A 20719-nucleotide genomic window follows, 5' to 3' on the forward strand; every position below is an offset into this window, starting at 1 on the left:
CTCTTCTTGTCGGATAGAAGAGGGTTTTTTTATTTATAAATTAGCGGGAGGCGTACATATGATTCAATTTGAAGGTGTCACAAAGGTTTATAACAGCGGCGGAAATGAAGTGAGAGCACTTGACGGCATTGATCTTCATGTGAAGCAGGGGGAGATTTGCGGTGTGATCGGATTCAGCGGAGCCGGTAAAAGCACACTGATCCGCACAGTTAATTTATTAGAGCGTCCAAGCTCCGGAAAAATCATTGTTGATAATCTCGATTTAACGACTCTTTCCCAAAAGGAAGTAAGACAGGTTAAGCGCAAAATCGGCATGGTCTTTCAGCATTTCAATCTGCTGAATTCCAAAACGGTCTTCGCCAATGTTGCGATGCCGCTCCTTCTTGCAAAAGCTTCTCAAAAAGAAATCAAAGAAAGAGTAACAGAACTATTGTCGTTTGTAGGATTAGAGGACAAAGCAAATCAATATCCAGACCAACTATCAGGGGGTCAAAAACAGCGTGTCGGCATTGCCAGAGCACTTGCTACACAGCCTTCCATTCTATTGTGTGATGAAGCAACATCTGCACTTGATCCGCAAACAACCGGGTCCATTCTGAAGCTTTTGAAAAAAATCAATCAGGAATACAACATTACGATTTTAATGATCACCCATGAGATGTCAGTTATTAGGGAGGTTTGCGATAGGGTTGCTGTAATTGAGGGCGGAAAAATTATCGAGTCAGACTCAGTTTTTGATGTTTTCTCAAATCCTCAAACAAAAACAGCTTCGAACTTTGTCAGCTCTGTTCTGAATGATTCCATCCCTGTGTCTGTGCTGAAATTAGTGCAGGATGAGAATGCACAGGGACAGATTTTCAAAATTAACTTTGTCGGCAAATCTTCGGGACAGCCGCTGCTTTCTCAGATTGCTAAACGGTTTGATCTTGATATCAATGTTTTATTTGGAAACATCACAGAGCTTCAGGGCATTCCTTTTGGACATTTGATTGTCGAGCTGCAGGGAGCGGAAAGCGAAATTAAACGGGCGTTATTAGTTATGAATCAGGAAAATGTCACAGTGAAAGAGGTGGAAGTACATGCTAGTTAATTCACAGCAAATTATTGATGCACTGATTGAAACACTTGCGATGACCGGTTTTTCATTGCTTTTCTCAACCTTGATCGGACTGCCGCTTGGTGTGCTGCTGGTCATTACAAGAAAAGGGCACCTATGGGAAAATGCCATTATTTTTAATATCTTGAACGGTGTCGTCAATATCTTCCGTTCTGTACCTTTCATCATATTAATGGTCGCGATTGTCCCGCTTACCAGATTAATTGTAGGAACATCAATTGGGACTGCAGCTGCTGTAGTACCGCTTGTCTTTTATGCAGGTCCATATATTGCGAGATTGATTGAGAACTCATTATTAGAAGTGGACCCAGGGGTCATAGAGGCAGCAGAAGCTATGGGAGCAACACCAGCGCAAATCATCTTTAAATTCATCGTACCGGAAGCATTAAGCTCGCTTGTATTAAGTCTTACAATCGCAACGGTTGGTCTTGTCGGGGCATCAGCGATGGCTGGAGCTGTCGGCGGCGGCGGGCTCGGGGATCTCGCCATAACATACGGCTATCAGCGCTTTGATACAGTTGTCATGATTATTACCGTTACAATCCTTGTTGTACTCGTTCAGGGACTTCAATCATCCGGAAACTTATTATCTAAAAAAATCAGAAGACGATAGGGAGAGAAACAGAATGAAAAAATTTATTATCTTAGCACTTATTCTAGTATTGGGAGCTCTTGCTGCGGGCTGCGGAAATAAAACAGTAAACGGGAAAGAAGAAGTAAATGTCAAAATCGGCGTAAGCGGATCAGATAACCGCATTTGGGATTTTGTTGCAAAGAAAGCCGAAAAAGAAGGCATCAACATTGAGATTGTGACATTCTCAGATTACGTTCAGCCAAACCTGGCACTGGCAGAAGGTGAGCTTGATGCAAATGCATTCCAGACAATCTCTTATTTTAACGCATTTAAAAAAGAACATGATCTTGATCTTTCACCAATCGGTACAACTGTGATTGCTCCACTTGGACTTTATTCTGAAAAATATAAATCCATCAAAGACATTCCGGATGGCGGAAAGATTGCCGTTCCAAATGAAGCAACCAATATGGGCAGAGCGTTCCTTCTGCTTCAGGATGCAGGCTTGATTGAGCTTCCGGAGGACTTTGATGGAAATGGTTCATTGGACAAAATTGTTTCAAATCCGAAAAAATTAGAAATTGTTCCTGTTGTTGCAGGCCAGACACCGCGTGTATTACCGGATGTAGCAGGATCGATCATTAATAATGGCATTGCGGTAGATGCAGGCTTTAACCCAGTGAAAGACTCAATTTTCCATGAAGATGAAACGGCTACTCCATATATCAACATTATTGCAGCGCGTACAGAAGATAAGGACCGCAAAGAACTGAAACGCATTGTTCAGCTTTATCAAGAAGAGGATACAGCTGAATTTATTGAAAAAGAATATGACGGAAGTACGATTCCTACGTTTGTGCCTTTAAGCAAAATTGGAGAATAAAATCTAAGGAGGGGTCATCTTGAGTACAGTTGTTGAAACTCTGAAAGAGGCAACGATTTTAAATATTGATAACAATAAGGAGAAGTATCTTCAGATCAGCCACTCCATTCATGAAAACCCTGAAATCGGCAATGAGGAGTTCTTTGCATCAAAGCTCCTCGCAGATCTTCTTCAGTCAGAAGGCTTCAGCGTTGAACGCGGAGTTGCCGGACATGAAACAGCTTTTCTTGCCAGAAAGAAATCTGCTTTAAAGAGCGGACCGGTTATTGCTTTTTTAGCTGAATACGACGCATTGCCCGGACTTGGCCATGCATGCGGCCACAACATTATTGGCACAACTAGCACGGCAGCGGCTATTGCCCTGAGCAAAGTGATCGATGAAACCGGGGGAGAAGTTGTAGTCCTCGGAACACCGGCTGAAGAAGGCGGTCCTAACGGCAGTGCTAAAGGAAGCTTTGTCAAACATGGTCTGCTTAAAGGGATTGATGCAGCCTTAATGGTGCATCCGGCGAATGCAACGAGAATTACCGGAAATTCACTTGCTGTTGATCCTCTTGACTTTGAGTTTATCGGAAAGCCTGCACATGCAGCAGCTGCTCCTCACCATGGCATTAATGCCTTAGATGCAGTCATTCAGCTTTACAATGGCATTAATGCTTTGCGCCAGCATGTAACAGATGACGTGAAAATTCACGGGATCATTACACATGGCGGTGATGCGCCGAATATTATACCGGAATATGCAAAAGCCCGCTTTTATATCAGGGCAGCTACCCGAAAAAAATGCAGTGAAGCGACTGCACGCGTGAAAGCTATTGCAGAAGGTGCAGCACTTGCAACAGGTGCAAAGCTAAACGTCATCGCTTTTCAAAATGAAGTCGATAATCTGGTTTTAAACCGCTCATTTGATGATGTTTTTAAACAGGAGCTTGAAAGTCTTGGAGAGCAGGTTGAGACTGGTGAACGCGACGGATTAGGTTCAACGGACGCCGGCAATATCAGCCAGGAAGTGCCAACGATCCACCCTTATATTAAAATCGGCCCGGATACCTTAATTGGACATACAGTTGAATTCAGGGAAGCAGCTAAATCTGAGCGTGGTGACGAAGCCCTCCTTCTGGGGGCGAAAGGGCTTGCTTTGACTGGATTAAGACTTTTGACAGATGAAGCTTTATTCAATGATATAAAGGAAGAGTTTCAGAAACGTAAGGCGTTAGAGGGCTAGAATGGAAAAGAACCCGTCAAAAAGATGGGTTCTTTTTCTTATTGGGCAGCAGTTTTCCAATGATAATCGATTCCCACACACTCCATGGAAGAATTCTTTTTAAGAATAGAGAAAAACGGACCCCTTTTCCAACCGTGTATCTCAGTTTAACACCAGTCTTTTTTTTACAAAGCTTTACAATGAGTGCAGCAACCTCACCTGGATTTCCAAGTTTTTCTCTTCCCCGTTCAAGCTCATCTTCTATTCTAATCATATATTCAAAATACGGAGAACTTGCTTCCATTGAGACAGGTGAAACTCTCTTGCCTGTTGTCCAAATATTTGTAGAAAAAGACCCGGGCTCCACCAAAATAACATCAATGCCGAAAGGCTTCACTTCAAGGCGAAGGCTTTCACTGAAGCCTTCAAGTGCATGCTTTGACGAAACATACGGCGACAGTCCCGGAAAGCCGATCAATCCGCTTATGCTGCTCATATTAATAATCTTGCCGCTTCGCTGTGATCGCATAAAAGGAAGGACAGCCTGTGTAACGGCAATCACACCAAAAAAGTTAGTTTCAAATTGCTCTCTGTACTCATCAGCTGTAATTTCCTCGCCGAAGCCGCCAAATGCATATCCTGCGTTATTGATGAGAATGTCTATTTTGCCTGTTTCATTCAAAAAATGTTTAAGCGCCTGAATGGAGTCAGAGGACGTGACATCAAGCTCAAGCAATGTCACATTTTCATCAAGGCCATCATCCAGTATGGACTTCATCAGTCCTGCTTTCTTTTCCAGATTTCTCATTGTGGCTATCACGTGATATCCGGCTTTTGCAAGTCCATGTGCTGCAAGCATGCCAAACCCGCTTGAAGCCCCGGTAATAAGCACTGTTTTTTTTGACATTAGATTCCTCCTTAAACAATAAGTAAAGCTATATATGATATTTTTTCATTATATAATGTCTTATCGTATTGGAGTAATTTAATGCAAAGGAAAAATTTATAGAGCTGAGTTTCAATTTTACTGCTTTTGGATTATTTGTTTTGTTATTGTTTTTTGCTGACCGAAAATATCCGTAATTTTAAGTTCAGCGTTATATGTTTTCTTTTTATCTAATGAGGCTATCAATATTTCTGAATTAGACTTTGTACCAAAATTCGTCACTGATGCTGCTTGTGTTTGATTTTCAGTTTCGACAATTGTGATTTCATATTCAAATTGCGGAGAACTGGATTCTTTCAGCTGCCAGCTTATATAGACTTTTTTATTTTTAGTTATAGCTTTAACAGAATCGATTTCGATATCATCAAGTTCTGGTTCTGCTTGCTGGCTGATAGTTAAAGTCGTCGGATTGGCAAGGTTAGGAATGGTTGTTCCGCCAGATTGATACCAAAAGTATTCTTCGGTTGCTCCTCCTGCCCAATTTGTATTCGAGCTATTAGTTGACATTGTCTGCTTATCCCAGGAATTCCACGTTCCATCAATTGATCGATTGTAGCCATTCTTTGTGCGGGCACCTCTTGCGTTCTCTGCAGTGCCAGCCCAATCTTCTTGGAAAAGAGTGAATCGTCCGCCAAAATTCACATCTTTAACGGGATAGGCTACTTCTGTGATGAGAGCCCATTTATCAGAGCTGACATCTTTTACCCATTGCCCAAAATGAGTGCCATCCTGCATATCCCATCGTTTGATAACCATTCGATACCATTTTGAAAGATCCCATTCATATGGTGTCATTACCTTTAATCCTGTTCCTTCTCCGCCAAAACGCTCAACTTTTGCTTCAGGGTGAGAATATAAGGAAACAATGGGAGCTTGAACAGCCATTGGGTCCCATAATGCAAAATGTACGGTCCTGTTTGCCCAAGCCCGATCGTCCTGCTGCTGAAAGCCTGCATATCCGCCGCCCTCTGCACCTTGATTCCAGTTTTGAGTGGCCCAATATGTATAAGGCGCAGTAATAGTTGGTGACCAATCACTCATGACGATATCAGACTCAATACTCTTTAGAGGTCCTAAATAAACATTATCAGCAGAGGCTGCATGAGATAACGATGGAGATGCTAACAGGGCTGATACTAAAAGCCCTATAGCCAAAAATGTTCTTTTCATTTCTTTTCCTCATTTCTGAAAGTGATTTTTTGATTCCGTTCAAAGGCTTTAAGAGCAAGCTGCATGGTGAGGAAGACAGAGACGCTGATTGAAAAAAAGGGAAATAAACCAGGTACGATAAGCAGAATCATGTACAGTACGGATAACCCTAAAATCATTAAGATTGTATAAAGAGGATTGGATAGACCAATCAGAAAAGCTGCGCTCAAAACGTTCCGAATAGGCAGTTCAAAATGTACATATATTGGAATCCAATAGAATAAGAGAATGACCCAAATCATTCCAATCATGCATATGACCAATAGAAGTATGAGATGTGGTATTCCACCGATGATTTGAAGCAGCTGAAAGTTTAGCCAAAGAAGCAAAGTGATAAGGGTTAATAGAAAGCCCATAGCATTCGATTTCACAAACTCTTTTTTTACTGCTCTCCAATACTCGCTGAATAGTTTAATATCATGATCTTTGTAAAGAATCATTTTTCTAATAACTGTAAATAGTCCTACAGTAGAAGGGAAGATTCCGAATACAATGAAGCCGCCTGCTGTAAATATAATCCATAGAATATTTAGATAGGCTGCTAACATAATCTTTTCAAAGAGCCTATAGCTTCCCAGCAAAAGCATTCTTGCAGTCATCATTTCACCCAGTTTCTATGAAGAAATTCAGGTAACCTATAAGGAAGTTTATAGGTTACCATGTCACCCATTATTTCTTGTAATTCTTATAGCCGGATTCATAAATCTCCATGTAGCGGTCTAAGTTCATTTGTTTAAGGGTCTGAACATAATCCTCCCATTTCGATAATGATGTTTTTCCGGAGATAAAGCTTGCTGTCATTTCATCTACATATGTCGTTATATCAGTTGAAATGGTTGACAGCTCTTCTTGTTCTTCTGGACTGAAGTTAAATGCAGGCCAAATGTCTTCTTGTTTAATGGCGTAAGGTTCAGATTTTAGTGCATTTTCTTTAGATGCAGGCTTACCTTCAGAACCTTTAAAGTATTTTTCTTTAACAATTCCAGGATAATACCCGCCCGGCCATGTAAGATATTCGCTCAATGCCTGATCCAAATTTAAGCCATCAGGGTTTTTTGTCATATTCTCAGTGTATTCAAACTCTCCATTTTTCTCTTCGTATGTCACACCTTCAAATCCCATAAAGAACATCTTTGTTCCTTCATCCCCGTAAAAGTGATCAACCCACCTAATCGTCGCTTCTGGATTTTTGTTCTTGTCCGTGATGACGAACATTCCGATATTTCCAAGTGGTGAACCCATTGATGTAAGCATTTGCTCACCTTTAGGTCCTTTGAGCACAGGTGTTCCGACATAACCTTTTAACTGGTATATCGTCTCAGGATCGAGTCCGTTGATGACACCGAAGGTTCCATCTGAAGCTTTGGCAGTAAATGCTTGTGGATCAGCTGTGAAAATCTCTTTATCTATTAATCCGTCTTTATAGAGTTTATGAAGATAATCTAGCATTTCTTTATATTCATCGGACGATGGAGTGAACCTGAGGTTGTTGCTTCCAGGTGCTAAATCAATATATGCATTGGCAGAACCATGATTATTAAGACCGAAAGACCCTTTAATAAATCCGATAGCTTCTCCAATTCCATATGCCCCAGACCATGGAATTTCATCAGCTTTTCCATTGCCATTAGGATCCTCTTCTTTAAACGCTTTGAGAACTTTATAAAAGTCATCTAAATTTTGAGGCTCTTCCAGCCCTAATTTTTCCAGCCAATTCTTATTGATCCAGGGTGTTCCCAAGTGCAGGCCTTTAAATTCTGGATCATAAATAGTTGGAAACCCATAAATGCTTCCATCAGGCATAGTAACCCCTTTTGCAACCACTGGATTTTCTTCCATCAGCTTTTTAAAATTAGGAGCATACTGATCAATTAGGTCGTTTAGTTTAAGCAATACACCCTGTTGCCCATATTTAATCAGATCGGCTTTTGGAAGTGCGGATGAGAATAGAACATCCGGATATTCACCGCTTGCAAGAAGAAGGTTTCTTTTTTCTTTTAAACTATCAACTTGTACCGTTTCCCAATCTATTTCAACATTGCTCATCTTTGCATATTCTTCCCATAACTTAAGTTTATTCCAGTCTTGAGATGCAAAAAATTTCCCTGCAAATCCTGTTAATTCTATTTTCTCATCTGCAATCGGCATTCCGGTCTTATTGACTTTGACAGCAGATTCGCTCTTTTCTTTAGAAGCTTCCTCATTCGTACAGCCGCTCAAAATGGAAAATGCAAGAACACCTGATAAAAATCCATATCCCCATTTATTGCTCTTCATTAACATAACCTCCTTTTATTATCCTTTTATGGCTCCGATCATGAACCCTTTAACAAAATATCTTTGCAGGAAAGGGTATAAGAGCATCATTGGTATATTTGACACAACTAGTACAGCATATTTTAGCCCTTCAACACTTAACTGCTGCTTTACAAATGACTCGGAAGTCGCTTTGACCATTTCATCCGTTTGACTCTGTATGAGAATTTCCCTCAAAATTAACTGGAGTGGGAAGAGCTCCCGGTCCTGCAAGTAAATCAAGGCGTTGAAGTAAGAATTCCAGTGGCCTACAGCATAAAATAACACCATTACTGCAATGACAGGCATAGATAATGGCAAAACGATCTTAATAAGAATCTGTATATTGCTGCAGCCGTCAATCATTGCCGACTCTTGCAGTTCAATCGGAATTGTTGTTTGGAAAAACGTACGCATAATAATGATGTTCCAGATCGCTACTGCATTAGGAATAACCATTACCCAAAAAGTATCCAGCATTCCGAGTTCCTTAATTAATAGATAGGAAGGAATTAATCCTCCACTAAAAAACATAGTAAACACTAAGAATCCCATAATAAGGTTTCTGCCCATAAAGTCCTTTCTTGATAGGGGAAAGGCGGCCATTGTTGTCATCACGACGTTAATGGCAGTTCCAACCGTTGTATACTTTATCGTGTTCCAAAAACCGTTTAGGATATCATCATTCATAAAGACTTTTTTATAGGCATCGAAATTAATATCCTTCGGAAGGAGCCACATTTCTCCTCTTAAGACATAGAGGGGATCACTCACCGATGCACTGAGGACAAAGTATAAAGGGTACAGCACAAGCAGTGTAATAATGGCAAGTAATAGATAGTTCACGAAGTTGAAGACTTTATCTGATGAACGGTTTGTCATATCCCTCATCTCCTACCAAAGACTAGTTTCGTTGATCTTTTTAGCAAATGAGTTAACGACGATCAACATAATGAAATTAATAACGGAGTTAAATAATCCAACTGCTGCTGAAAAACTATATTGTGCATCTAAAATCCCGGCACGATATACAAATGTTGAAATAACGTCAGAAGTAGGCATGTTCAGACTATTTTGCATTAAGAATACTTTTTCAAAGCCTACGGCCATGATAGAGCCGGCACTTAGGATAAACATAATAACGATTGTCGGGAATATGGTCGGAACATTAATATGCCAGATTCTCTGCATCCTAGTTGCTCCATCTATGATGGCTGCTTCATGAAGCTGATAATCTATAGAGGCTAAAGCAGCAAGATAGATGATCGAACTCCAGCCCATCGTTTGCCAAACATCGGAAAAAACATAAAGTGATTTAAATAAGCTTGGCTCAGTAATAAAATAGATAGGTTTACCGCCAAATAAGATAATGAGCTGATTGACCAGTCCATCAGGCTTCAGGAACAACAGCAGCATTCCGACTACGACAACGGTTGACAGAAAATGAGGAGCATAAATGACAGTTTGGACGAAGCGTTTGTACTTTTCATGCTTTACCTCGTTAAGCATGAGCGCAATAATAATTGGAATAGGAAAAGATAATGCTAACGTATATAAACCGATTCCAAGTGTATTTTTAATTAAACGCCAAAAATAATAACTATTAAAAAATCGTTCAAAATGTTTAAAGCCAACCCATGGACTTCCTGATATTCCGTTTACAGGGAAAAAGTCTTTAAATGCAATTTGTACTCCATACATGGGAATGTAGTGAAAGATAATAAAATAAAGTATGACAGGTGAAATCAACAAATATAGATCCCAATTTTTCCTGAAGGATATTCGAAATGCAGATAATTTTGTAAGTGAGGTCTTAGAGGCTGTACGTGTGTTTGTGTAATTTTCAGGTTTATGTTCAATTTTCAAAAATACCATCCCTTTCAGCTATACTGATGTTTAAAATGCTTTCGGAATAGTTGTGGGGATTGGCTTAATCTTTACGATGTGTCCGCCAGAACGGATCGATTCAGTTGCTGCACATCCGACAGCTACGCTCATTCGGCCAGCAAGAGGTGTTGTTAAAGGCTGCTTGCCTTTATGCACTAAATCTACAAAATCTTTGCATATATTGGGATCGGCTCCGCCATGACTGCCCTCTGCTTTTTTTATTTCATAGGTAGTATCAGAGAATTCTCTCCATGAGTTTGAACGACGCGACTTTACATATATTTTTCCTTCCAGCTCTGAATTTTCTATTCGGCCTTCCGTGCCAATGAATGTGTAATTCCGCTGATAATCAGGGGTGAAATGACATTGCAGGTAAGAGGCCTTAATGCCACCCTCTAACTCCATTATGACCACATTATTATCCTCAACATTTACCTCTTCTCTGAAAGCGCATTCAATTAGTGTGTGGGGACTGGCTTCAGTACATGTATCCCGTTCATTGCAGGATGGGCAAGTTAAATCATTTGGCTTGTCCCCGCCATAAAAATCCAAGCCTCCAAATGCTGATACTTTTTGTGTGTAACTTCCGGTAATCCAATGGATGATATCAATATCATGAGAACCTTTTTGCAGAAGAAGAGATGTCGTATTCTTAGATTTTGCATGCCAATCATGGAAATAGAAGTAGCCGCCATATCCTACAAAATGCCGGACCCAAACAGCTTTTATTTTTCCGATGGCACCGGAATCAACAATTCCTTTCATCGTTCTGTACATATTCATATATCTCATGTTAAAACCAACCATTAGATGCTTGCCTGATTTCTCGGCAGCTTCTATAATCCGGTCACAGCCCTCCACTGTTATTGCTAAAGGTTTTTCACAATACACATGCTTTCCAGCCTGAAGGGAGGCGATTGCGTGTTCCTCGTGTAAATAATCAGGTGACGTCACGGCAATAGCATCAATATCATCTCTTTGCAGCAGTTCTTTGTAATCTTGCGTAATAAACGCTTCGGGATTTATCTTTTCCTGAAATTCTTTTAATTTCGAATAAGAAATATCTGCTGCGGCGACTACGATTGAATCACCATCTGGTTTGTGCCAGTATTTTGCGATTCCACTTCTTAAACCTGCTCCAATTAAAGCAATTCTTACTTTTGTCATTTACTAATGTCTCCTCTCGAATTATCAAATGAAAAAATCCTTCTTCAATGAATAAAGATCACCTCCTTAAATTAAATTTTCCCCAAATAAGGAAAGCGTTTTCCTGCTGCGTAAAATTAATGCATCAATTTAACTCATAAAATTTTAAAGATGCATCAATTTAGATTTTTTGTTGATGATTCCCTGGCTATTAATTGATATGGCAGCAATGTCACGACTGGGAGGTCCATCCGTTCTTCTATTTGATTTAAAAGTACATTTACTGCAGCTTTTCCAATTTCATATTTAGGAATATGAATGGTTGATAAAGGGGGATTAGAATATAAAGACATTTCAATGTTATCAATCCCGATAAATGCAACATCCTCTGGGATCTGCAGTTTATTTTCATAAACAGACCTCATCGCAGCGATGGCCATTGTGTCACTTGCACAAAACATGGCAGTTGGCTTAGATTCAAGGTTTAAAATTTCTTTCATGCTGCTATAACTTAATGATGGGGTCCATCTGGCATTTACTATCCAATTTGCTTCAAATTCGAGTCCAAATTCATGCAGTGCTTTCACATAGCCTTTATATCTCTCTTCTTCAGAAAGATTCTCGTAGTCAGCACCTGTTCCGCCTCCAATAAATCCGATCTTTTCATGACCTTGCTCAATTAAGTGCTTAATGGCTGCTCTGCTTGCAGACTGTCTGTCATAGTCCACCAATGATACGTCTAAGCAATCCGTGTGTGCAGTTTCTAAAGCGACAATGCAGGATATCTGATTTTTAATGAAGGACAAGACATTTTCCTCAAAGTTTCCGAAAAGGATAATGCCATCCAATGTGTCAGAGTTGATGGATCTGTAAATATCTGTTTCCTCAATTTTTTTGTCGAATGAATCAATATAGATTAAGCTGTATTTGTGATCTGTAAGAGTCTTGCTTATCCCATTAAATATAGGTGAATAATACGGATCATATCTTTCTATTAGATGAGGATGCTGGACTAAACAGCCAATCTGCATTGTTTTTTTCTTATCAGTTTTTTTCTGTGAAGCTAAGTTCCTGGCATTTTGGTTTGGTTTATATCCGTAGTCTTTCACGGCATCCCAAACTTTTCTTTTCGTTTCAGGGTGAATATTTCTTGATAGATCGTTATTGATTACTCTTGAAACAGTTGAAATGGATACTCCTACATGCTCTGCAATTTCTTTTAATGTTGTCATAGTATACTCCTTACATTTATCCAAACGCTTTCCTATAAATTAATAGTTTTCCGGAAAAAAGTCAATATTTTCTGAAAAATAAAACAAATATAGTGCTTCATTCTTATATTTATGTTATCGAATTTTTATCCTGAATAAAAGATGGAATAAATCAATTCTGAAAAAACTGTTTTTTTTCATTTAAGTGAGAGAATTAAGATCAATAATCGTCTAATTAGGTAAAGAGTTCAAACGGGGTGGATAAATGAACGAACATCACAGAGAAATCGAGCGGATGTTTAAGTTGTTCGGGGATGATCTTTATCACTTTCTTGTTTACTACAAAGGATCACACGATGTGGAGGATGATGTTCAGGAAGTTTTTTTCAGGGCTTTAAAAAGCCATTTTCGCAGTGATTCACATCCGAAAACATGGCTGATCGGCATTGCCAGAAGACTTGTAATCGATCAGCGCCGGAAGAAACGGCTTCTTTCTTGGCTGCCAAAGCCAGAGCGGCAAAAAAGTCCGGATGATATTCTGATGGAACATGAAAATGTTAGGGAAGTCTACAGAGCAATTGATGAACTGAAAACAGAATACAGAGATGTTGTTATGCTTAGAGTCATCTCTGATCTTTCCGTGGAAGAAACCTCAGAAGTTCTGGGCTGGACTAGGGAAAAAGTCAGCCGCACATATTACAGGGCATTGAAGAAACTGGATCAGAACAGGAAAGATGCAATTAAGGAAGGAGGGGCCGAACTTGAATCCTGAAAATCTTCAATTTCCTAAAAAAACATTGTCACCCGGATCTCGGGAGAAAATCAGCAACGCTCTCTCAAGGAGGCGTAGAGGAGCTTACCTTGCCTTGATGCACCGATTATTTCAGCTTTCAGTAACAATGATCCTTTTAATCGGAGTAGGCATCTTTTCTCTCTTTTTTATAAATGGTGAAAAGGGAGAAGATACCCGGAATGGGCAATTAAAATACAGCATACAGCTTCCTGATGGAATCAAAACAGAAAGAAATGGAGATGCTCTGATCTTTAAGCAAGGAGAAAAGACGGTGGGAGGGGCAGCTCCGAGTACATTTGAGGAAAAGCAAAGCCTTGAAAGCGGACCGGGAATTTTTGAAAGAAAAGTAATAAACGAATTAAAGTATCCTGCAGAAAGAATACTTGAGCATGTTAAAACAATGACTGCCACACAAACCTATCACTATTTCGTTCAGACAAATGAAAAAGAATGGGTAAGAGTGTACTTTCATACACCTTATATAACAGAGAAACAAGCTAATGATGCTATGCGTACTTTTTCGGCTGAGTAAGCCTATATCTAAAAGCACGCTGCCTCACATAAGGAAAATGCTAAAAAAGAGGGTGAACGTTTTATCGTTCACCCCTCTTTGTCAAGAAGATATGCTTTCTTTCCCAAGCTGCTTATGTTTTAAAAAATGATACAGCTGCGGTGTGACAATTCCAGCAAGAATCATGATGATGCCGGCTGTCTGCAGGATTGTTACTTGCTCTTTTAATATAAGGACCGAGCAGAGAATGGCCATTGGCAATTCAGCGGCACCTAAAATCGTTGCAATGCCTGAACCGATCTTTGGCGTTCCGATTGAAAACAATACAACGGGTATGAATACTCCGAAAAAACCCAGCAGCAAAGCGTAAATCCATAATCCTGACTGCATGGAGCCATTTGTCAGAAATTCAGGGGAAAAGACGATTAGTAAAAAGACTGCAGCACCCAATGACATAAACAGACTTCGATTTAAAGACGGCAGCTCAATTGCCACTTTTCCGCTTGCAAAGATAAATAGTGAAAATGAAACAGCTGATAAAAGTCCCCAGATAATTCCGGGATCACTCAGGCTAAAAGCATCATGGCCAAAAATGTTTCCCGCCATAAATGTGCCTATTAAGAGAATGACTGCAGCAAGCACTTTATCAGGGCCCGGCAGCTTTTTCACAGCGATTGCTTCAATGACGATTCCAATCCAAGTAAACTGAAATAAGAGGATAATCGCAATCGATGCGGGAATCGTTTCAAGAGATTTTCCGTAAAAAATACCAGTCAGACTGGTAGTGGTTCCTGTAATCATTAAGATAAGCGCCTGCTTAAAGGAAACTTTTTTTCTAGAGAAAAGAGTTACACAGATCAAAAACATAAAAAAGCCGAACAAATATTGGCTTCCGATCACTTCGTTTACTGTAAACCCATGCATATAGGCGATTTTGATAATTGTAGAAATAACCCCGTAACTGCATGCGCCGACCAAGACAAGGAATGAGTATTTAAATAATTGGCTCACAAATGATAACTCCTTATGAAACAAGCTTCAATCCTGCTGTAGCTGAGATGATCATACTAATAAAAAGGATTCTTTTCCAGCTGCTTGAATCTCCGTAAAATAAAATGCCCACAAGCGCGCTGCCTGCAGATCCAATTCCTGTCCAGACAGAATATGCCGTTCCAAGCGAAATGGTTTGAAGAGATTGATTTAATAGAAGAAAACTGATTGAAAAGCCTGCAATCATAATCAGCAAGGGAATAATTCCTTTTGAATCTTTCATTTTGTTGATTCCGATGACCCCAACAACTTCAAATAGGCCTGCTGCTATCAGTAAAATCCAGTCCATTAGTGCGCAGCCTCCTCTTTTTTATCATCAGACAATGTTTTTAAACCAATAACTCCAGCGACTAATATGAGAATTAACAGAATTTTGATGAGCTGAAATGGCTCGTTAAAAATGAGAATTTCCGAGATAACGGTTCCTGCAGCGCCAAGTCCTGTAAAGACTGCGTAAACGGTACTAACCGGCAGTCTTTTAGTTGCACCGATCAGTAAATAAAAACTTACACATAACGTAATAATTGTGATAAGCCATTCATACCAGCTATCTGAGTATTTTAATCCCGCCACCCAGATGACTTCAATGAAACCGGCTAAGAAAACTTTTATCCAGTCACGATTCATGATGTTCTTCCTTTCTTTAAATATTGGATGGTATACAATTTATGCATCGGTGGCATGTGGGTGGCCTAACTCCTCGGTTAGAACGAATCCGCTTTTCTAATCGTTATCCCGTTCCAGTAAACGTTAAAGCAGCCATCCAATCTCTTTTTAAATCGTTCAGCACCGCCATAGAGAATTTCAACCAGAACAGCATCAACAAGTCCCATATAAGCAATCACTGCATCTGATTGGTTAATTGAAATAACTTTCGGATTATTAAAGATATCTGTAAGCAGCTCTTCAAAGGTATCTAGATAGGTGTATACTTTCTTCATCACTACATCATAAAGATGAGCTGGCGGCAAAAAGCTGATCCGCAGCATGAATTTTGTCTGATCATCTTTTTCATAGCGGTTGATATACTCTGAAAGGTAATGGTAAAGCACTTCTTTTAATGAAGCGGAATTTGAGAAAACAAAGTAGTTTTTAATGTACTCAATTTCTTTTTCCTGCACCTCAGCCATGACAGTAAGAAACAGTTCATCCTTGCTTTTAAAATGAGTGTAAATAGATTGTTTCTTGATGCCGACTTCATTCGCTATTGCTGATAAAGATGCACCATCATAGCCGTGTGCGGCAAAATTGCGGATCGCGGCTTCTTTTATTTGTTCAGATGTCATTTTTTCACCTTCCTGACGTTCGTCAGTTTATTATAAATCCGGTGCTTCACAAAGTCAAATGAAAGAATATACGACTATTTCTATTTCTTTACATTGTCATGCTTTATTAGTAGCTGTTATGCTTGTATATGGACTGAATATAGAATAATAATCTTAACTACTATACAGGAGATTTTTTTTATGATTAAAGCCCCTTTGATTCTTGTAGTATGCATCTTTTCTTTCGGATTCTTTTCGTTTAAAGCATACGCTGATGAACTCTCTTTAAAAGAACCCGATATTCAAAGTGAATCAGCTGTATTGATTGATGCGAAGTCAGGTCAGATTCTGTACTCAAAAGACAGTGATGCGATTATGTATCCAGCGAGTGTAACGAAAATGGCTACAGCTATTTATGCGATTGAAAATGGGAATATGGAAGATATTGTGACGATAAGTAAAAATGCCAGAAGTGTTGATGGAACAAGGGTTTACCTTGAAGAAGGAGAGCAGGTTCCCTTGAAAAAGCTCATCCAGGGATTGATGATTAATTCAGGAAATGATGCGGGTGTAGCAATTGCTGAACATATCAGCGGAGATACCGAGACCTTTTCTGCGGAAATGACAGCATTTTTAAAGTCGAAGGTAGGACTTCTGCACACCAATTTTACCAACCCGCACGGTCTGTTTGATCCTGAACATGTAACGACCGCTGAAGACCTTGCAAAGTTAACTCAGTACGCTTCACAAAATGATTTATTTAGAGAAATTTTTTCAACAGAAGAATTAAAGTGGGACGGGGAAACGTGGGATACTACGCTTCATAATCACCATAAGCTACTTAAAGTAACGCCATATGACGGGATGATCGGCGGGAAAAACGGGTATGTGAGCGAATCGGGGTTTACTTTATCCACTCTTGCTGAAAGAGAGAATATCAGTCTGATTGCGATTGTCCTGAATGCTAAAACAGACCGTATTTCATATAAAGATACCGTGAAATTATTAGATTATGGCTTTAATCATTTTACATCAGAATTTATTGCAGAGGATACAGCCTTTGAAGATCAGAGCGGCCAGGAGTTTACACTGAGTGAACCGCTGTATTATGCCAAAAAATTAAATGAAAGCATCTCTGCAGATGTAGATTTAGATGGAATGCTTGCGGTTGAAGGGGAGGATGGCAGGGAAATCGCTTCCTATAAATTAAAACCTGAAACAGCAAATGCGGATGATGTTATGGAAGGGACGGTAGCAGAAGTGAAGCCAACCCTCGGTCAAAGCATCCTGCATGATCACTTGAAGTATATTGTCATCTCTTCATTCGCAGTTGTTTTGCTTCTTGTTGGCTATTTCTTTAGGGAAGTAAGAAGATTATAAAAAAATCCTTTCTCCAGTGTTGGAGAAAGGATTTTTTTATTTTAATAGAAGAAAGTATAAAATTGTGCTCCATCGCCTAACTTCTTGGTCAAAAAGGATCCGTCAATAAAGTCAAACCCGGACTTTTTGGCGGATCCTTTTCTGCCATGCCTGCGCTGACCAAGGCTTTTGTGCTTTTCTTATTAACTGCCAAGCTTGCTGTTTTTTCTGGCATAAACAAAGTAGATGACCGTGCCGATACCGATCCAGATGAAGAAAGAGATCCACGTAATAGCAGGTAAACTTACCATGAGATACATGCAGAACAGTGCGCTGATTGCTGGCAATACCGGAACAAAAGGCACTTTAAAGGCACGTTCCAGATTTGGATGTGTTTTTCTTAAAACAATAACGGCGATAGAAATCAGCGTAAATGCTGCAAGTGTTCCCATATTCACAAGATGTGCGAGCGTAGTTAAATCAACAAAACCTGCGATCGCTGCTGCAACGAAACCAGTAATCCATGTATTTTGGAATGGTGTTTTAAAAGATGGATGCACTTTAGATAACCGTTTCGGAAGCAATCCATCTCTGCTCATCGCAAATGATATTCTGACTTGTGCATACAACATAACAAGCAGTACAGTTGTAATTCCGGCAATTGCTCCAACTGAAATCAAACCTGCAAGAGAATTCTGTCCTACAAATTGGAGAGCAAAAGAAACAGGGTCTGCGACGTTTAATTGAGTATATGGAACCATCCCTGTCAAAATAAGCGAGACGATAATATATAGTGCAGTACAAACTGTCAATGAAGCGATAATTCCGATTGGCACATCCCGCTGCGGTCTTTTTACTTCCTCAGCAGCAGTTGCTACTGCATCAAATCCAATATAAGCAAAAAAGACTGTTGCTGCACCCGTTACAATGCCATCAAATCCAAATGGTACAAAGGGGGTCCAGTTATCAGGCTTAACATACCAGACGCCTGCAACAATAAATATCAGGATTACAGCAATTTTAACAAATACCATAATGTTATTAACCCGTGTACTTTCCTTAATGCCCTTTGATAGGAGAGCGGTTATGAGCAGAATAATAATCACTGCAGGCAAATCAATAAATCCGCCTTTTCCTGCTCCTGGTGCTGAAGTAATGACATCCGGCAGTTCCACACCAAATCCTGCAATGAGGGATTGAAAGTATGCGGACCATCCAGTGGCAACAGCGGAGGTTGCAAGAAGATACTCAAGCATTAAATCCCAGCCAATAAGGAAAGCAAACAGCTCACCAAGAGTTGCATATGTGTAAGTATACACGCTGCCCGAGATGGGAACAGAAGACGCAAATTCCGCATAGCAAAAGGCTGCGAGTGCACAGGCAATACCAGATAAAATAAATGATAAAATGAGAGCCGGACCAGCTGTTTCTGCCGCAACGACGCCGGTCAGTACAAAAATACCTGTTCCTACAATTGCACCAATTCCAAGCAGGGTTAAATCAAATGCACCCATAGTGCGGGCAAGTGATTTTTGCTGACTTTGTGCAAGTAAATCTGTAATAGATTTTTTTCTGAACAATGAACTCATATGATCCTCCACTAATTTTGTCATAACAGGAAGTGAATATTTTGTAGTATATTGTCGTCGAATTGATGGAACGTCAACAATTTTCAGAATATTCATTCGATTCAGGTGATGAATGCATGTGGGAAATAAATGTTATTGTTAAATACTCAATTTTGATATATTATAAAAAAATGTGATTCATGGTAAATGATAAGATGGTTTAGTTCTAACTATTTTCAATAGACCATTTTATTTTCATAAATAACAAACATAAGGGGGTGGATTGAATGAAAAAATTAGGCCTTGCATGGCAGATTTTTATCGGTTTAATTTTGGGTATTGCACTTGGTGCTATTTTTTACGGTAACCCAAACATCGAAAATTATTTACAGCCTATAGGTGATATTTTTATACGTTTGATTAAAATGATTGTTATTCCAATTGTCATTTCAAGTATCATTGTTGGCGTGGCAAGCGTCGGCGACACAAAAAAGCTTGGTAAAATCGGCGGGAAAACAATTTTATACTTTGAAATTATTACAACAATTGCAATTGTTGTCGGTTTAGTAGCTGCAAATCTATTTAATCCAGGTGCTGGCGTTGATATGGATAAACTGGAGAAAACAGATATCAATAGCTATGTGGATACAGCTGAGGATGTAGAATCGCATGGTTTTGCTGATACCTTTGTGAATATTGTTCCAAGCAACTTATTTGAGTCCATTGTTCAGGGTGATATGCTTCCAATTATTTTCTTCTCTGTATTATTTGGTCTTGGAATCGCTGCTGTGGGAGAAAAGGGAAAACCTGTTCTCGCATTCTTCCAGGGAACGGCAGAAACGATGTTCTATGTAACAAATCTTATTATGAAGTTTGCTCCATTTGGTGTTTTTGCATTAATTGGTGTAACCGTATCTAAGTTTGGTTTAGAGTCTCTCATTCCGCTTGGTAAATTAGTTATTTTAGTATACGGAACCATGCTGTTCTTTATCGTGGGTGTATTAGGGTTGGTTGCTAAAATGGTTGGAATTAACATCTTCAACATTATCCGTCTGCTGAAGGATGAGTTGATTCTTGCTTATTCTACCGCAAGCTCTGAGACAGTTTTACCGAAAATCATGGAGAAAATGGAGAAATTCGGCTGTCCGAAAGCCATTACATCATTTGTTATTCCGACAGGGTATTCTTTTAACCTGGATGGTTCGACACTTTATCAGGCTTTGGCTGCTGTATTTATCGCGCAAATGTATGGAATCGACTTATCGATCTCGCAGCAGGTATCCTTATTGCTAGTGTTAATGGTAACCTCTAAAGGGATTGCCGGTGTACCGGGCGTATCATTCGTTGTGCTCCTCGCAACATTGGGAACGGTAGGAATTCCGGTTGAAGGATTGGCCTTTATCGCAGGTATTGACCGTATATTGGACATGGCAAGAACCGCTGTAAACGTGGTAGGGAACTCACTGGCTGCAGTTGTGATCTCTAAATGGGAAGGCGAGTTTGATAACCAAAAGAATAAAGAGCATATAGCTGCATAAAAGAGAGCCCGATTCGATGTGAATCGGGCTTTTTTATATGTACACAGCAGGAAATTGATGAATTAGTTAATATGAGTTGTATTTCCTTAGAAATTTGGGAAGGATTTAAAACCTGTTTTTGCCAATATTTCGTGCTTTATAAGTTTATAAGATTTAACCACAG

At 39.6% G+C, this 20719-nt stretch carries 21 protein-coding genes; 8 read left to right on the forward strand and 13 right to left on the reverse strand.

Annotated elements, in window-relative coordinates:
* The first annotated feature begins 58 nt into the window (after positions 1 to 58).
* Genes QFZ72_RS04975 through QFZ72_RS04990 form a run of 4 tightly spaced genes read left to right on the forward strand, consistent with a single transcriptional unit; the run spans position 59 to position 3799 of the window.
* Positions 59 to 1090, forward strand: coding sequence for a methionine ABC transporter ATP-binding protein (locus tag QFZ72_RS04975; protein WP_307430215.1), 1032 nt, complete (start codon positions 59 to 61; stop codon positions 1088 to 1090).
* A complete protein-coding gene (locus QFZ72_RS04980) occupies positions 1080 to 1730 on the forward strand; it encodes a methionine ABC transporter permease (RefSeq protein ID WP_307430219.1) in 651 nt (216 codons plus the stop codon). Before QFZ72_RS04975 ends, QFZ72_RS04980 begins: the two co-directional genes overlap by 11 nt.
* Positions 1731 to 1743: 13 nt before the next feature.
* Complete coding sequence (locus tag QFZ72_RS04985; RefSeq protein WP_307430221.1) at positions 1744 to 2574, forward strand: MetQ/NlpA family ABC transporter substrate-binding protein; 831 nt, start codon at positions 1744 to 1746, stop codon at positions 2572 to 2574.
* A 19-nt stretch (positions 2575 to 2593) separates the two neighbouring features.
* Positions 2594 to 3799 (forward strand): M20 family metallopeptidase, encoded by a 1206-nt coding sequence (locus QFZ72_RS04990; RefSeq protein ID WP_307430224.1) that lies wholly within the window; start codon positions 2594 to 2596, stop codon positions 3797 to 3799.
* 16 nt (positions 3800 to 3815) lie between these two features.
* On the opposite strand, the gene QFZ72_RS04995 is transcribed toward QFZ72_RS04990, so the two are convergent.
* The 8 genes from QFZ72_RS04995 to QFZ72_RS05030 form a co-directional block, all read right to left on the reverse strand.
* The gene (locus QFZ72_RS04995; RefSeq protein ID WP_307430226.1) at positions 3816 to 4685 is read right to left on the reverse strand and encodes an oxidoreductase; all 870 of its coding nucleotides are present in this window, start codon (positions 4683 to 4685) and stop codon (positions 3816 to 3818) included.
* A 117-nt stretch (positions 4686 to 4802) separates the two neighbouring features.
* Complete coding sequence (locus QFZ72_RS05000) at positions 4803 to 5894, reverse strand: DUF3472 domain-containing protein (protein WP_307430229.1); 1092 nt, start codon at positions 5892 to 5894, stop codon at positions 4803 to 4805.
* Positions 5891 to 6532 (reverse strand): YesL family protein, encoded by a 642-nt coding sequence (locus QFZ72_RS05005; protein ID WP_307430232.1) that lies wholly within the window; start codon positions 6530 to 6532, stop codon positions 5891 to 5893. The genes QFZ72_RS05000 and QFZ72_RS05005 overlap by 4 nt, the downstream gene beginning before the upstream one ends.
* A 70-nt stretch (positions 6533 to 6602) precedes the next feature.
* Positions 6603 to 8210, reverse strand: coding sequence for an extracellular solute-binding protein (locus QFZ72_RS05010; protein WP_307430234.1), 1608 nt, complete (start codon positions 8208 to 8210; stop codon positions 6603 to 6605).
* An 18-nt stretch (positions 8211 to 8228) separates the two neighbouring features.
* Positions 8229 to 9110: a carbohydrate ABC transporter permease gene (locus tag QFZ72_RS05015; RefSeq protein ID WP_307430238.1), complete on the reverse strand. Its 882-nt coding sequence runs from the start codon at positions 9108 to 9110 to the stop codon at positions 8229 to 8231.
* Positions 9111 to 9122: 12 nt separating this feature from the next.
* Positions 9123 to 10010, reverse strand: coding sequence for an ABC transporter permease (locus QFZ72_RS05020; RefSeq protein ID WP_373464659.1), 888 nt, complete (start codon positions 10008 to 10010; stop codon positions 9123 to 9125).
* A 114-nt stretch (positions 10011 to 10124) separates the two neighbouring features.
* A complete protein-coding gene (locus QFZ72_RS05025) occupies positions 10125 to 11282 on the reverse strand; it encodes a Gfo/Idh/MocA family protein (protein ID WP_307430241.1) in 1158 nt (385 codons plus the stop codon).
* Positions 11283 to 11437: 155 nt separating this feature from the next.
* Positions 11438 to 12493, reverse strand: coding sequence for a LacI family DNA-binding transcriptional regulator (locus tag QFZ72_RS05030; RefSeq protein ID WP_307430244.1), 1056 nt, complete (start codon positions 12491 to 12493; stop codon positions 11438 to 11440).
* Positions 12494 to 12737: 244 nt separating this feature from the next.
* Here QFZ72_RS05030 and QFZ72_RS05035 point away from each other — a divergent pair, with 244 nt between their 5' ends.
* Both QFZ72_RS05035 and QFZ72_RS05040 read left to right on the forward strand, forming a co-directional pair.
* Positions 12738 to 13244, forward strand: a complete 507-nt coding sequence (locus QFZ72_RS05035; protein WP_307430246.1) for an RNA polymerase sigma factor — start codon at positions 12738 to 12740, stop codon at positions 13242 to 13244.
* Positions 13234 to 13797, forward strand: coding sequence for a hypothetical protein (locus QFZ72_RS05040; RefSeq protein WP_307430249.1), 564 nt, complete (start codon positions 13234 to 13236; stop codon positions 13795 to 13797). The genes QFZ72_RS05035 and QFZ72_RS05040 overlap by 11 nt, the downstream gene beginning before the upstream one ends.
* An 81-nt stretch (positions 13798 to 13878) precedes the next feature.
* On the opposite strand, the gene QFZ72_RS05045 is transcribed toward QFZ72_RS05040, so the two are convergent.
* From QFZ72_RS05045 to QFZ72_RS05060, 4 genes are all read right to left on the reverse strand, one after another.
* Positions 13879 to 14787 carry an EamA family transporter gene (locus tag QFZ72_RS05045; protein ID WP_307430251.1) on the reverse strand — a complete coding sequence of 303 codons (909 nt, stop codon included), beginning with the start codon at positions 14785 to 14787 and terminating at the stop codon, positions 13879 to 13881.
* A 13-nt stretch (positions 14788 to 14800) separates the two neighbouring features.
* The gene (locus tag QFZ72_RS05050) at positions 14801 to 15115 is read right to left on the reverse strand and encodes a DMT family transporter (RefSeq protein WP_307430255.1); all 315 of its coding nucleotides are present in this window, start codon (positions 15113 to 15115) and stop codon (positions 14801 to 14803) included.
* Positions 15115 to 15453, reverse strand: a complete 339-nt coding sequence (locus QFZ72_RS05055) for a DMT family transporter (protein ID WP_307430258.1) — start codon at positions 15451 to 15453, stop codon at positions 15115 to 15117. Before QFZ72_RS05055 ends, QFZ72_RS05050 begins: the two co-directional genes overlap by 1 nt.
* A gap of 77 nt (positions 15454 to 15530) precedes the next feature.
* Positions 15531 to 16112, reverse strand: coding sequence for a TetR/AcrR family transcriptional regulator (locus tag QFZ72_RS05060; protein ID WP_307430261.1), 582 nt, complete (start codon positions 16110 to 16112; stop codon positions 15531 to 15533).
* A 180-nt stretch (positions 16113 to 16292) separates the two neighbouring features.
* On the opposite strand from QFZ72_RS05060, the gene QFZ72_RS05065 reads away from it, so the two are divergent.
* Entirely contained in the window at positions 16293 to 17471 is a 1179-nt protein-coding gene (locus QFZ72_RS05065; RefSeq protein ID WP_307430263.1) for a D-alanyl-D-alanine carboxypeptidase family protein, read from the forward strand.
* A 182-nt stretch (positions 17472 to 17653) separates the two neighbouring features.
* Here QFZ72_RS05065 and bcaP read toward each other — a convergent pair whose 3' ends face one another.
* Positions 17654 to 19039, reverse strand: coding sequence for a branched-chain amino acid transporter BcaP (gene bcaP / locus QFZ72_RS05070; protein WP_307430266.1), 1386 nt, complete (start codon positions 19037 to 19039; stop codon positions 17654 to 17656).
* A gap of 266 nt (positions 19040 to 19305) precedes the next feature.
* Here bcaP and gltP point away from each other — a divergent pair, with 266 nt between their 5' ends.
* Positions 19306 to 20556 (forward strand): glutamate/aspartate:proton symporter GltP, encoded by a 1251-nt coding sequence (gene gltP / locus QFZ72_RS05075; RefSeq protein ID WP_307430269.1) that lies wholly within the window; start codon positions 19306 to 19308, stop codon positions 20554 to 20556.
* Positions 20557 to 20719 lie beyond the last annotated feature (163 nt).

This window comes from Bacillus sp. V2I10 (assembly GCF_030817055.1).
GTDB lineage: Bacteria > Bacillota > Bacilli > Bacillales > Bacillaceae > Bacillus_P.